Source organism: Faecalibacterium hominis (ex Afrizal et al. 2022), from assembly GCF_049545105.1.
In the GTDB taxonomy this organism is placed as follows: Bacteria; Bacillota; Clostridia; order Oscillospirales; family Ruminococcaceae; genus Faecalibacterium; species Faecalibacterium duncaniae.
Window position 1 is genome coordinate 86,449 of the sequence record NZ_CP186860.1, and the last position, 13,749, is coordinate 100,197.

The 13,749-nt window shown below is 59.0% G+C and carries 13 protein-coding genes; 9 read left to right on the forward strand and 4 right to left on the reverse strand.

What is annotated here, in order from left to right:
* Window positions 1–40 precede the first annotated feature (40 nt).
* The 5 genes from ACKXGA_RS00415 (at window position 41) to mgsA (ending at window position 5,328) form a co-directional block, all read left to right on the forward strand.
* Window positions 41–1,063: a rod shape-determining protein gene (locus ACKXGA_RS00415; RefSeq protein ID WP_005932353.1), complete on the forward strand. Its 1,023-nt coding sequence runs from the start codon at window positions 41–43 to the stop codon at window positions 1,061–1,063.
* A gap of 66 nt (window positions 1,064–1,129) precedes the next feature.
* Complete coding sequence (mreC, locus tag ACKXGA_RS00420) at window positions 1,130–1,960, forward strand: rod shape-determining protein MreC (RefSeq protein ID WP_099357213.1); 831 nt, start codon at window positions 1,130–1,132, stop codon at window positions 1,958–1,960.
* A gap of 12 nt (window positions 1,961–1,972) precedes the next feature.
* Window positions 1,973–2,506, forward strand: a complete 534-nt coding sequence (mreD, locus tag ACKXGA_RS00425) for a rod shape-determining protein MreD (protein ID WP_423729825.1) — start codon at window positions 1,973–1,975, stop codon at window positions 2,504–2,506.
* A 26-nt stretch (window positions 2,507–2,532) separates the two neighbouring features.
* Complete coding sequence (locus ACKXGA_RS00430; protein ID WP_423729826.1) at window positions 2,533–4,761, forward strand: peptidoglycan D,D-transpeptidase FtsI family protein; 2,229 nt, start codon at window positions 2,533–2,535, stop codon at window positions 4,759–4,761.
* Between the two features lie 162 nt (window positions 4,762–4,923).
* Entirely contained in the window at window positions 4,924–5,328 is a 405-nt protein-coding gene (gene mgsA / locus ACKXGA_RS00435) for a methylglyoxal synthase (protein WP_097770635.1), read from the forward strand.
* Between the two features lie 77 nt (window positions 5,329–5,405).
* On the opposite strand, the gene ACKXGA_RS00440 is transcribed toward mgsA, so the two are convergent.
* From ACKXGA_RS00440 to ACKXGA_RS00455, 4 genes are all read right to left on the reverse strand, one after another.
* Window positions 5,406–5,918 (reverse strand): nitroreductase family protein, encoded by a 513-nt coding sequence (locus tag ACKXGA_RS00440; protein ID WP_423729827.1) that lies wholly within the window; start codon window positions 5,916–5,918, stop codon window positions 5,406–5,408.
* A gap of 96 nt (window positions 5,919–6,014) precedes the next feature.
* A complete protein-coding gene (locus ACKXGA_RS00445) occupies window positions 6,015–6,911 on the reverse strand; it encodes a hypothetical protein (RefSeq protein WP_156070673.1) in 897 nt (298 codons plus the stop codon).
* A 2-nt stretch (window positions 6,912–6,913) separates the two neighbouring features.
* Window positions 6,914–7,705, reverse strand: a complete 792-nt coding sequence (locus tag ACKXGA_RS00450) for a DUF975 family protein (RefSeq protein ID WP_423729828.1) — start codon at window positions 7,703–7,705, stop codon at window positions 6,914–6,916.
* Between the two features lie 117 nt (window positions 7,706–7,822).
* On the reverse strand, window positions 7,823–8,653 hold the full coding sequence (locus ACKXGA_RS00455) for a helix-turn-helix domain-containing protein (RefSeq protein ID WP_423729829.1): 831 nt from the start codon (window positions 8,651–8,653) through the stop codon (window positions 7,823–7,825).
* Window positions 8,654–8,869: 216 nt separating this feature from the next.
* Here ACKXGA_RS00455 and ACKXGA_RS00460 point away from each other — a divergent pair, with 216 nt between their 5' ends.
* From ACKXGA_RS00460 to ACKXGA_RS00475, 4 genes are all read left to right on the forward strand, one after another.
* Window positions 8,870–10,258 carry an MFS transporter gene (locus tag ACKXGA_RS00460; protein WP_423729830.1) on the forward strand — a complete coding sequence of 463 codons (1,389 nt, stop codon included), beginning with the start codon at window positions 8,870–8,872 and terminating at the stop codon, window positions 10,256–10,258.
* Window positions 10,259–11,014: an alpha/beta hydrolase family protein gene (locus ACKXGA_RS00465; RefSeq protein ID WP_097770641.1), complete on the forward strand. Its 756-nt coding sequence runs from the start codon at window positions 10,259–10,261 to the stop codon at window positions 11,012–11,014. It abuts the gene before it with no gap.
* Window positions 11,015–11,026: 12 nt separating this feature from the next.
* A complete protein-coding gene (gene bilR, locus ACKXGA_RS00470; RefSeq protein WP_423729831.1) occupies window positions 11,027–12,952 on the forward strand; it encodes a bilirubin reductase, long form in 1,926 nt (641 codons plus the stop codon).
* Window positions 12,953–13,184: 232 nt separating this feature from the next.
* Window positions 13,185–13,661, forward strand: a complete 477-nt coding sequence (locus ACKXGA_RS00475) for a hypothetical protein (RefSeq protein WP_156066232.1) — start codon at window positions 13,185–13,187, stop codon at window positions 13,659–13,661.
* The last annotated feature ends 88 nt before the right edge of the window (window positions 13,662–13,749 follow it).

Consider the following 13,749-nt stretch of genomic DNA (forward strand, 5'->3'; position numbering starts at 1 on the left):
CGTTTTGGAATAGACCGGAAATACGAAGGAGAGCTTCATTATGAGTTTTTTGTCAAAGGACGTTGGCGTTGATCTGGGTACTGCCAATACCCTGGTTTACATGAAGGGCAAGGGCATCATCATGCGGGAACCCTCGGTCGTGGCTGTGGATACCAAGACCGATGAGGTGCGCTGCGTGGGTGCTGAGGCAAAGGCTGTCATCGGCCGTACCCCCGGCAGCATCGTGGCAGTCCGCCCCCTGAAGGATGGTGTCATCGCCGATTTCGATATCACGGCAAATATGCTGGAGAACTTCCTGAAAAAGGCCTGCGGCAACAGCATGTTCTCCCGCCCCCGTGTGGTCATCTGCATCCCCTCGGGCGTGACCGAGGTGGAGCGCCGCGCTGTGCGTGAGGCGACCCTCAAGGCCGGTGCCCGTCAGGTCTCCGTCATCGAGGAGCCCATGGCCGCTGCCATCGGCGCGGGCCTGCCCATCAGTGAGCCCACCGGCAGCATGATCGTGGACATCGGCGGCGGCACCGCTGAGATCGCTGTCATCTCTCTGGGCGGCATCGTGGCCTCCCGCAGCGTCCGGATGGCCGGTGATATGTTCGATCAGGCCATCATCGCTTTCATCAAGCGCAAGTATAACCTGCTCATCGGTGAGCGTACCGCCGAGCAGATCAAGATCGAGATCGGCTCGGCCTACCCCATGGACCCTGAGATGACCATGGAGATCAAGGGCCGCAACCTGGTGGACGGCCTGCCCAAGAACATCGTCGTCCACTCTGAGGATGTGCGCGAGGCCCTGCTGGAGTGCCTGGTCAAGATCACCAGCGCCATCAAGGAGACCCTGGAGCGCACCCCGCCTGAGCTGAGTGCCGATATCATCGACCACGGCATCACCCTGACCGGCGGCGGTGCCCTGCTGCGGGGCCTGGATCAGCTGATCCAGAGCGAGACCGGTATTGATGTCCATGTTGCGGAGGACCCGCTGGATTGCGTGGCCAAGGGTGCCGGTGCGGTGCTGGATCATGTGGATGTTCTGCACGACGTGCTGGACACCGATGGAGCTCATATGTAACGATGTAACAGAGGGTGCGGACGGCTCTGGGCTGTCCGCGCCCTTTTGCAATCGGAGGAAAACCCCTTGAAAGACTTTTTCGATACCTGGAAATTCAAGATCCTGGTGGGCATCGCGGTGTTTCTGGTGGGCATCATGGCCTACGCCGGTGCCAACGGCCGCCTGACTGCCGCTCCGCAGGAGCTGCTGAGCGTGGCGGCTGCTCCATTCCAGAAAGTGGCTGCTGTGGTCAGCGGCGGCGTGGCTTCCCTGTGGGAAAAATACACCAGCATCGATGACGTGATGGCTGAGAACGAGACGCTCAAGGCCGAAAACGCCGAGCTGCGCCAGCAGATGGTGGATTACGACCGCGTCAAGGCCGAGAACCAGGCCTACAAGGCACTGGAAAGCATCCAGAGCCAGCGGCCAGAGATGAGCTATCTTTCCAGCTTTGTCATTGGCCGTGACCCGCTGGATTCCTTCTATGGCTTCACACTGGACCGCGGCACACTGGATGGCGTGGCCGTCAACGATGCCGTGGTCAGTGACCAGGGCTACCTGCTGGGCATGGTGGTGGAGGCTGAGCCCACCAGCTGCAAGGTGATGACCATTCTTCACCCCAACTTCAACGCGGCGGGCGTGGTATCCCGCACCCGTGACAACGGCATCGTCACCGGCAGCTCCGAATATGCCGCCGATGGCCTGTGCGTGCTGACCAACCTTGCGCGCAACACCCTGACGGAGAAAAGCGACCAGGTGGTCACCACCGGGCTGGGCGGGGTGTTCCCGGCTGACCTGCTGGTGGGCGTGGTACAGGAACTGGTGCCCGAGGTCAGCGGCAAATCGACCATTGCCGTCATCAAACCCGGTACCGACCCCCGCACGGTGCGCCATGCGTTCATCATTACCAGTTTCTGAGGAGGGACCCTGATGGAATCACGCCGGAAACGCAGCCGGGGCCAGATCGTCAAATGGATCTGCTATGCGCTGCTGGGCCTTCTTTGTGCTGTTTTGCAGACCACGCCCGGGCTGTTCCAGTTCGGGGCGGCAAAGCCGCTCTGGCTGCTGCCGCTGGCGCTGGCGGTCGCCGTGTTTGAGGGCGAGTTCGCCGGGGCTGTCTTTGGGGCGGTCTGCGGCCTGATGTGGGACTGGCTGGCCGGGCGCACCGTGGGCATGCTGGCGCTGGAGCTGCTGCTGCTCTGCTTTGCCGTTTCGGCGGTGATGCAGCTCTACTTCAAGAATTCGGCCGCCAACTTTGCACTCATTGCGTCTGCTGCCGCCCTGCTGGTGCTCACGCTGGACTGGCTGTTTTTCTACTACATGCCTGGTTACAGCGGCGCGGCCGGCCGCTGGCTGTGGTTTGTGCTGCCCACGGCGGCGCTCTCGGTGCCTGTCTGCTTCCCTCTGTTCGGGGTCGTGCGCCGCATCCACGAAGAATTTAAGATCGACAACGGCGTGGTGTAACGCACCCCGCGCCGGAAGGAGAATCCATGAACCAAGAAGAACGGAAAACCGCCATCCGGCGGATGCGTGTTCTCGTTGCCGCCGCCTGCATCCTGATGCTGCTGTACGGGCTGCGGCTCATCTTTTTGCAGCTGGTCAACGGGGACGATTTCAAATCCCAGGCCACCAACACCACCGACTACAAGTTTACGGTCACGGCGGCACGCGGTGACATTGTGGACAGCCGGGGGGAGCGCATTGCCACCAGCGTCACGAGCTACAATGTGGTGCTCAACAAGCTGCTGATGGGAGACGAAGATCTGGACGGGATGCTCCAGAAGATCGTCGAGCTGCTGCGTGCCAACGGTGAGAGCTGGAACGATACTCTGCTCATCAGCCAGCCGGATGCAGCGGGGAATTATACCTTTACCGCCGAAGAGGGCAGCACCAGGGATCAGAAAGCCCTTGCCGCCATGAAGGACAATCTTGGTTTACAGCAGTATGCAACGGCCAATGATGTGATGGAGAAGCTGGTGGAGGACTACGACCTTGCCAGCTATCCGCTGAGCTGGCAGCGCACGCTGGGCGGCATCCATTACGAGATGCAGCTGCAGGCTTTCTCCAATGTGAACAACTTTATCATGGCGGAAAACGTCAGCGAGGCCACCGTGGCGACCATCAAGGAGCACAGCCTCTCGCTGCCGGGCGTGGAGATCGTGGAAACGAGTACCCGCAGCTATGAGCAATCCACGGTGCTGCCCCATGTGCTGGGCCGGGTGGGTAAGATCACCGCTGAAAAGTGGAAGGTGACCGATGAAAACGGCCAGACCACCTACCCCCTGCGCGAAAAAGGCTACAACATGAACGACATCATCGGCATCTCGGGCCTGGAATCGGCCTATGAGGACGAACTGCGGGGCAAGGATGGCGTGGAGACCATCACCCGCAACTCCGATGGTGTCATTGTGGATACGGCCCTGACCACTGTGCCCGAGCCGGGCCACACCGTGCAGCTGACCATCGACAGCCGGTTCCAGAAGGCGGTGGACAAGGCATTGGCCGAGAACATCGACATGATCAACCGGGTCTACAACACCGGCAGCATGAAAGCTGCCGCCGGTGCCGCCGTGGTGCTGGATGTGAAGGACGGCAGTGTGCTGGCCGCATCGAATTACCCCAGCTTCGACCAGAATCTTTATGCCACACAGTACAGCGAGTACAGTGCCGACGAGAGCCTGCCACTGTTCAACCGGGCCTTACAGGGCCTGTATACTCCGGGTTCCACCTTCAAACCCGCTGTGGCGATCGCCGCGCTGGATACCGGGCTCATTAACCGCTATTCCACGGTCAACTGTACCAGGGTCTATACCTACTATAAGGATTACCGCCCCAAATGTACACAGCACGGCCATGGCAACGGCCCCATTGATGTGGTCAACGCAATCAAGTGGAGCTGCAATATCTTCTTCTATGATGTGGGCCGCCGCCTGACCAGTGATGTCTACGATGCCTACGCCTATAAGCTGGGCCTGGGCCAGCGCACCGGCGTGGAGGTCAGCGAGGCCACAGGCCACCTGACCACCAAGAACGACTCCAACTATATGGAATCCCTGGATATCCAGGCGGCCATTGGCCAGGGCAACACGGTGGTCACGCCAGTGCAGCTGGCGACCTATGCCGCCACCATTGCCAACCGGGGAACCCGTTATCGTACCCACTTTGTCAAGGCGATTTTGGATTCCAACACTGGTGAAGTGCTGCAGGAGACCCAGCCCGAGGTCATGGATGTGATTGAGGACAAGGGGGAGACCTTTGATCTGATACAGCAGGGAATGATCGGCGTGTCTCAGACGATCTCCGCATTGGCGAACTACCCGTATACCATCGCCTGCAAGACCGGTACCCCCCAGCGCAGTGAGGGTTACTATTCCGGCAGCAGCTATAGGCATTACACCAATACCATGATGATCGCGTACGGCCCGACAGAGGATGCCCAGATCGCAATTGGCATTGTTGTGGAATACGGCGGCGGCGGTGCCCGTGCTGGTAACCTGATGGCGGATATCTTCAACGCCTACTTCGCCATGCAGGACGGCACCCTGAATGAAGATGGCACCATCGGCAAGCAGGAGACCGCTGCAGACAGCACCCCCGCTGCCCAGACTGCCCCCGCTCAGACCGAAACCGGCACGGATACGGCCACAGATCCCGCCGCAGGCACCACGGAAGCTGCTCAGGAGACCGCACCTGCCGGGCAGGATGCTTTAGACAATTGAAGAAGGATAAAACGCTGAAACACTGCTTTTGGTGAATTCTGGCGCTTTTTTCCGAAAAAAGTATGAAGTTTGTCTAAAAAACGGTTGTAAAAGAACGGAAACTGTGATACTATGATATATGCAAGAAAATGCCCACTGGCAAAACAAAGGAGAGGTTGACCGATGACGATTGCACTGATTGCGCATGACTCCAAAAAAGAGCTGATGGTTCAGTTCTGTACGGCGTATTGCCGGATTTTGAGCCAGCATAAATTGGTGGCTACGGGCACCACCGGCAAGCTGATCTCTGAGGCAACGGGTCTGCAGATCCAGCGCTTTCTGGCAGGTGTTCAGGGCGGTGATCAGCAGATCGCATCCCGCATTGCCTGCAATGAGGTCGATCTGCTCCTGTTCTTCCGCGATCCGATCAACGCAAAGCCCAGCGAGCCCAACGAGATGACCCTGCTGCGCCTGTGTGATGTGCATAACATCCCGCTGGCCACCAACATCGCCACCGCGGAGGTGCTCATCCACGGTCTGGAGCGTGGAGATCTGGATTGGCGGGATATCGTCCACCCGCAGAACTGAAAACTGGAATAAAACACAAGCCCCCGCATGTTGGCCGGAAAACCAACGTGCGGGGGCTTTTTTGCATCCCTGTGATGTTATAGGAAAGTAACCGTTTCAGACAGAGGCTTGCGGGAGCTGTGGTTGGGCAGGGGGCCTGCACCCTCGGCAGCATGGCCAAGATCAAGGAGCATCACGATCTCCTCGTTTTCGGGCAGACCCAGCGCTTTTGCCAGCTTGTCCGGGTCAAAAAAGTTGACCCAGCAGCTGTCTACGTCGGCATTGGCAGCGCCTAGCAGCAGGTGGGTGGCTACGATGGCGGCATCCTCCATGCCGGAGTTCAGCCGACCGCCGGGGTAAGTAAAGGTGTGGTTCTTGTCATAGGCGACCACCAGACAGACGGGGGCACCGTAGCGGCAGGGAGTGGCAGCATCGATCTTTGCCAGCCCTTCTTCGGACTGAACGACGTAGATGCGCTGTTCCTGGGTGTTCTTGGCGGTGGGGGCCAGCCGACCGGCTTCCAGAATGGTGTGGAGTGCTGCAGCGTCTACCTTGCCTGTACCAAAATTTTTGCAGGAATACCGCTGTGCAATAAGCTGAGTGAATTCCATAACGATCTCCTCCTGACTTGGATTGGACGGAACAGAGCGCCGCATGCGGGTGCTCTGTTATGCTGATTATACCACACTGCGCCGGTGGTGCAACCCTTAAAAGAGGTCCAGCATGTTGTCCAGATAGATCGCCTCCCGGACGTGGATCTGATACTCCGGCCGGGTCAGATAATAGAGCAGAAACTCCAGCACCAGCGCGCTGCCCAGCCCGCGCCCTTCCAGCTTGAAATTGGAAAAGCCCAACGGCAGATAGCGCTCCCGGATGTCCGCAGTGCCGATGAACCCGGGGTTTTCCATCGCCTTGGAAAAGCGGTAGCCCTCCTGCGCGCCGGGGGCGGTGCACCGGTGTTCGCAGACCTCCCCCAGATTTTTGCGGCTGACGGCTTCGTAGCAGCGCCTGCGCTCGGTGCAGCCGAACCAGCAGCACTCGTTGCAGAGAAATTCTACCTTGTCCTTTTCGGGCTGGGAGAGCGTATCCAGGGCATCGAAGGCCTTGTTCAGCCGGAAGTCCGGTACGACATACCGGAACTCCGGCCGCCGGACCTCTGCCTGAAACGCCTGAAGATCCGTCAGGACCTTGGTGGTGGAGGATACGAGATAAAGCTCTGGGTAATGCTGCTGCAGGTAGTTCAAAAGCAGCTCGGAGTGGACGATGACCCCATTCTGCACAGTGCCCCGCTGGGCAAACTGCTGACACACTGCGTTGCATTTCCGGTCTGAGAGGTGCTCCGGGCGGAGCAGGGAATTGCTGAATGTGAGCCGGGCAGAGATGCCGTATTCCTGGGTCAGGGCCAGAACTTCGGCGGGGGAGTGCTCCCCGGCCTCCACGCGGCCCCCGCCCCAGATGCAGTCCGGCGGCGCGCCGTAGATGGAGCCGATCTCGCACCAGTCATAAAAATATTCCCGGTGCTCCCGGAACAGGGGCAGGAACAGGCGGTAGAGCTCGTAGAACTCGAACAGTCCGGGCAGGTGATAGCAGGCGGTATGTTTCATTCTCAGATTTCCTCGGTGTCAGAAGGTGCGGCGGTGATATCCCGGTAAAAGATCGCCCAGGCCGCTTCCTCGTAGGGGTGCAGAAAGAAAAAGCCGGCGCTCAGCGGGATGGACAGCAGGATCAGCGGAACAAGGACCGTATCCGCCGAGCGGGTGAAGGCAAAGACGAGAGAGAAACCAATCAGCATGGGCAGGGTGCAGAGCAGCTCCCAGCCCAGAAAGCTGAGATCGAGGCAGAACAGCCGCCACTTGTTGCCGTCCATGATGCGCCGGGATTCAGTGATGGCTTCGTTGGCCGTCAGGCCGGGGTGCTCGGCCATGATATAGGGGGTCATGGCATAGCTGTAGGCTTTTACCACGCCGGGGATGAACAGCAGCAGCGACCAGAGCGCCACATAAAGCCCCTGCAGGAAATTCATGCAGAAGCCGTCCCACAGGCGGTGCTTCTGGGAAGCGAGGTCGGAGAGGGCAGCGTCCCTGCCGTCTGCAAGGTTCAGGTTGAACCGGGCGTAGCCCAGCCGCACCGCACCGCCCACGATGAGGGTGAACACTGCCCAGGCAAGGATGCAGACCACGAGAACCGCCAGCACGCCGCCGCTGCCGGTGGAAAACAGCCCGGCAAACCCCGGGGTGTCGCCGTTGGCGTTCTGGCTCATGTTGGAGATGACCCTGTCTGAGCTGCTCACAATGTTGGCTCCCAGCAAACTGGCGATCAGTCCGGCCAGAACAGCTGTCTTCCATCTGCCGCGTAGGGCATCCAGCGCAAGGGCACGATAATCAGCAGAAAATTTCATAGAGCTTTCCTCCTGTCTGTAATGGAGATCGTTCGTTGAAAAACGGCAGCTGCCGTTTTATACAGGATACGTTTCAGCCTGCACAAAAATTGCAGCCGGGACTTCTTTTGCAAAGGCTCATCCCCGGGCATCCTGCCGGGTGGTGCTGAAATATTCCTTGGGGGTCATACCGTACTCCTTTTTAAAGGCGCGGAAAAAGTGGTTGTAGCCCCCGAAGCCGCTGGTCTTGTACACCTCGGTGATGGGCAGGCCCTGCTCAATGAGGGTGCAGCAGCGGTCCAGCCGGGCCTTTACGATGTAGCGGTGCACGGTCTGACCGGTCTGGCGTTTGAATTCCCGGGCAATATGCTCCCGGGAGACGAAAAACTCCTTTTCCAGACGCTCCAGCGTCAATTCCTCGGTGAGGTGCGCCTGAATAAACAGGAATACCTCATCCAGCATCAGGTGGTGGCGGCTGACCGAAGCGGTGTGGAATTCGGCATGGATGCAGGCACGCAGCGCCAGCACCACGAACATCTGCAGGATGCCGTGCTCGAACGCCGCCGCGCCGAACTGGCTGCTCTCCTGGGGGAGCACCAGCAGCTTCCGGGCAAGATTCTTCAGCAGCATATAGATCTGGCTGTCCGGCCGGACAGCCACCTGCCGGAAGGGCACCACGTTGAAGCTTTTTTCAAAGTTGGTGTCCTCATCCGACAACTGCGCCAGCATCTGGGGAGACAACTGCACCCGGATGATCTCCAGCGGGCCGTAGGCTCCGGCATATTCCAGTCTGCCGCCCTGCCCGGGCTTGAGGATGATCAGGTTCTGCTGCTGGGCGGGCAGCACCACCTCGTTGCACCGGAACACACCGCTGCCCCGCATGACCAGAAACAGGTCATAATACGCGCCGGAAAAGAATTCCCGAACAGTGCTTTGTTCAAAAAGATAACGTTTGGCTGTATAATTCACCAAAATTCCCTCCGTGGAACTGTCAGATGCGACAGTTTGTTGTACACAACTGAAAAGTACAACTGTCATAATTGCATAATACATCAATTTGCGATAGTTTTCAATCATTTTTTGGATATGCTTTGACGCAAAATTAACGTATAATGCAATTGAAGAGAAGAGGCTTGTGTGAAAAGCCTCGTGGTTTCATCTGTTTTTTAAGGAGGATAAAACGCAATGGACCAGAAAAAGACCGTTCGGCCCTTCTCCATGAAGGACAAGATCGGCTATACACTGGGCGATCTGGGCTGCTGCTTCACGGAGCAGTACCGCGCCATGTATCTGTCGATCTTCTACACCCTGATCCTGCAGGTCAACCCCTTCCATGTGGGTATCCTGCTGCTGATCACCAAGATCTGGGATGCCGTCAACGACCCCATCATCGGCGCGATCGTGGACTCCCGCAAGGCCACCAAGGGCGGCAAGTTCATCCCGTGGATTCGCGCTTTCTCGTTCCCCATGGCAGTGCTGTGTGTGCTGGCCTTTGTCAATGTGGGCAACATCAGCTACGGTCTGCGTCTGGCTTACATGTTCATCACCTATGTGCTGTATGAGGCACTGTACACCTGCGTCAACGTGCCCTTCGGCACCCTGTCCAGCGTGATGACCGATGATGTGAGCCAGCGCACCGCCCTGTCCCGTTACCGCAGCCTGGGCGGCACCATCTTTATGACCGTCATGGTCATGGTCGGCCCCCTGTTCCTGTATGTGGACAACCAGCCTGTGGCTGGCCGCTTCCTGATGCTGGCCTGCATCTGCGCCATGCTGGGCCTGCTGTGCCTGCAGATCACCTGCGTGTGGTGCAAGGAGCGTGTGGAAGTGCCTGAGCGTCCGCAGGGCGAAAAGCTGAACTACCTGCACGTTCTCAAGGAGATCTCCCACAACAAAGCCCTGCTGGGCGTGATGTTCTTCAGCCTGACCGGCATGATCGGTGCATCCGTGGTCAACGGCCTGAACACCTACCTGTACAAGGACTTCTTCGGCAACGTTAAAATTCAGGCTGTCTCCGGTATGCTGAGCGTTCTGTACGCTGTGCTGTCCTTTGCCATCACCCAGCCTCTGGCCAACAAGCTCGGCAAGAAGGAGTGGTGCTGCATGGGCGCAGGCTTTGCCGCCGTCGTGTTCGGCATCCTGTTCTTCTTCCCCATCCATAACCCCGTGGCTTTCATCGTTATCAACGGTATCTGCTACCTGGGCGCTTCCGGTATGCAGGTGCTGATCTGGGCCATGGTCAACGATGCCATCGACTACCATGAGCTGCAGACCGGCGAGCGCAACGAGGGCATCGTTTACTCCACCTATTCCTTCTTCCGCAAGCTTGCAAGCGCCATTTCCGGCAGCCTGTCCAGCTTTGTGCTGGGTGCCATCGGTTACAACGTTACCGCAGGCGCTGTGCAGACCGCAGGTGTTGTGAATGCTATCTGGAAGAGCTACACCGGCGTCTACTTCCTGGGCTACGGCATTGCAGTGGCCATCCTGTTCTTCGTCTATCCCCTGACCAAGCAGAAGACTGCCGAGATGCTGGCAGAGCTGAAGGCTCGCCGTGCCGCAAAGGAGAGCAAGTAAATGAAAATCTTACAGGTCCAGTTTCAAAACCGCAATGGTCACACCCTGCGCGGCATCGTGACCCTGCCTGATACGGAGGGCAAGGTGCCCTTTGTGGTGCATCTGCACGGCTTTGCCGGCAGCTGCAGCGGCTACAAATCCATGTACACCCACCTGTCCCGCGCTCTGGCAGCGCAGGGCATCGGCAGCGCCCGGTTTGATTTCTACGGCAACGGTGAGAGCGACGGCGAGTTCGAGGATATGAGCTTTGACGGCCTGCACACCGATGCACAGGATATCTTTGCATGGGCAGCCCAGCAGCCCTATGTGGACAGCGAAAAGATGTTCCTCTCCGGCCAGAGCATGGGCGGCTACATTGCTGCCTCCTGCGCTCCGGTGATCCAGCCCCACGGCCTGATCCTGCTGTGCCCGGGCGCAGGGATGTGGTTCGGCTGCGCCCAGCGCGCCGACGGTGTGACCCAGACCGGCAAGGACTACGCCGACATGGAGGGTCTGTGCTACAAGATGGCCTTCAACTATGAGATGGCCAAGCACCCCGATCCCTTTACCGAGGCTAAGGGCTACAACGGCCCGGTGCTTCTGCTGCGGGCCGATGATGACCGTCTGGTGGACGAGGGCACTTGCAGCCGCTATGCCGAGGGGTACACCGCACCAGAGGTGGATACCATTGCAGGCGGCGGACACAACTTTGCCACGCTGACCGCCCGTGCCGCCGTGGAGGAAAAGACCGCCGCATTCATCAAAGCACATCTGTAAGGAGGCATTTGTATGGAAAACATGATCCTGCAGCCCATTGTAGTGGGCGGACAGACCTTTAAGAACCGCATCATGTTCCCCCCGCTGACCACCGGCTACGAGAAGAACGGCATGATCAGCGAGCAGGACATGGGTTTTTACACCCGCCTGGCCAAGGGCGGCGTGGGTTACATCGTTCTGGGCGATGTGGCACCCATCAACAGCTTTTCTCCCACCCCCAAGCTGTTTGACGACAGCCAGATCCCGGCCTTCAAGGAGCTGGCCGACAGCGTTCACGCCTACGGCACCAAGCTGGGTGTCCAGCTCTTCCACCCGGAATACGATGTGGATGCCATCAACAGCCTGTTCATGCAGAAAAAGTTTGACGAGATGCGTCAGCGCCTGCATCACGATATGATGTTCTTTACCGATGAGGTCAGCGAGGAAATGCTGATGGCCATCATCGATAAGATGTGCGCCTGCGCGGTGCGTGCCCAGAAGGCCGGTGTGGATGTGATCCAGATCCACGGCGACCGCCTGAACGGCTGCCTGTGCTCCACCCGCATGAACCACCGCACCGATAAGTTCGGCGGCAGTCTGGAAAACCGGGTCCGCTTTGCCCGGATGCTGACCCGCGCCATCCGCAAGGCTGTGCCGGATATGATCATCGACTACAAGCTGTCCATCGTTACCCCGCAGCGCGGCAAGGGCGGCATCGACGAGGCCGACGCCGTGCAGTTTGCTCAGTGGCTGGTGGAGGACGGCGTGGATATGTTCCATGTTGCCCAGGCCAACCACACCGGCAACATGGCCGATACCATTCCTCCCATGGGTGTGCAGCCCTACGGCTTCTTTGTCAGGATCGCCGGGGACATCAAAAAGGCTGTCAACGTGCCGGTCAGCGCCGTGGGCCGTATCGTGGATGCCGAGATGGCAGAGCGCGTCATCGAGAGCGGCATGGCTGATATCGTTGCCATGGGCCGCCCGCTGCTGGCAGACCCCGACTGGGGCACCAAGATCGCTGCCGGTAAAGCCTGCGATATCCGCCGCTGCATCAGCTGCAACAAGGGCTGCACCGATGCTATCCAGAACCGCCAGTTCCTCTCCTGCGTGCTGAACGCAGAGAACGGCTACGAGAACAGCCGCAGCATCCAGCCTGCAGAGCAGAAAAAGAAGATCGCCGTCCTGGGCGGCGGCCCTGCCGGTCTGGAAGCTGCCCGTGTGGCAGCTCTGCGCGGTCACGATGTGACCCTGTTTGAGAAGACCACCTCTCTGGGCGGTCAGCTGAACATCGCCTGCGTGCCTCCCCGCAAGGAGGAGATGCGCCGCGCCACGCAGGATCTGATCCATGCAGTCTGCAATGCCGGGGTGCACCTGTGCATGGGCCAGACCCGCACCGCCGAGCAGCTGAAGGATGCCGGTTTTGAGGCAGTCATCAACGCTGTGGGCGCACACAGCGCCGCACCCCGCATCCCCGGTATTGACGGCGTGAACGTGGCCGATGCCTGGAAGGTGCTGGCCGGTGAGCAGCAGGTCTACGGCACCGTGGCTGTCATCGGCGGCGGCATGGTGGGCTGCGAGACCGCAGAATATCTGGCTGCCCGGGGCTGCAAGGTGTCTGTCATTGAGATGATGGACAAGATCGCGGCAGGCGAGAGCACCACCATTCTGCCCACCCTGCTGGAAAACTACAAGACCTACGGCGTGGAGCAGTACCCCAGCCACAAGGTCAAGGAGTTCCGCATGGATGCCGTCGTCTGCGAGAACAAGGACGGCGCAGAGGTGACCATCCCCTGCGATCACATCGTGCTGGCCATGGGCGCGCGCTCCAATGAGTTTGACGCTGCTGCGCTGGAAGCTGCCAACATCCCGGTGTACTCCATCGGCGATGCCGCAGGCAAGGCTGCAGATATCTCCAACGCCATCCGTACCGGCTACGATACCGCCTGCCAGCTGTAAAGTAGTCTGAGATGCGCACAGCGCATCGCCAAAAGTGCAAGCCCGGAAGGTCTGTGTGCCTTCCGGGCTTGCTTTTTTTCGGGAAAAGACGTGATCATTGGCCACCCTCTGCGATATTTTTCCGCCGGTTAAGCCTGGATATAGAAATCCGACAAGAGTTGTGTTAGAATAAGGCATCCGGGAGCGCCATGCGGCGGGTGCTCCGCTTCAACATGAAAAATGGAGGCTTTTTATGAAAAAGACCTATCGCTCGTTCTTTTGTCTGCTTGCAGTGCTGCTGCTCAGTATCAGTGCACTGCCCGCTGCCTCGGCACTGTTTTCGGAGCGGCTCTACTACTATGGTACGGTAGAAGAGATCAGCCGAGCTGCGGACGGTACAGTGGAGTCTGTACTGGTGACCGCAGAGGGGCAGGAGACCTATGAAATGGTGATCACTGAGCGCACCCAGTGGCAGGACCATGACGAAAAGACCACCTCCGATCCCGCTACCCTTGCAGTAGGGGAGCAGATCTGTGTGGTGCACGACCCTGCCGTGATGATGTCGCTGCCGCCGCAGTCGGTGGCTTATACCGTCATCCGCAATTTCCCCGAAGGTACGGATCTGGAGCAGGAAGCCCGCGACGCTGCCTGCCCGGTGAAGCAGTTCTTCGCCCGGACCCGCAAGGCCATTGAGGACTGGTTCTACCAGACCATGCCCATTGCAGAGTGAATCTGACTGCATCGTAAAAAAGGAAAACATCTGCTGTCCCGCGCCGGAGGCTGTTACGTCCGGCAAAGGGGCAGCAGATGTTTTTTTA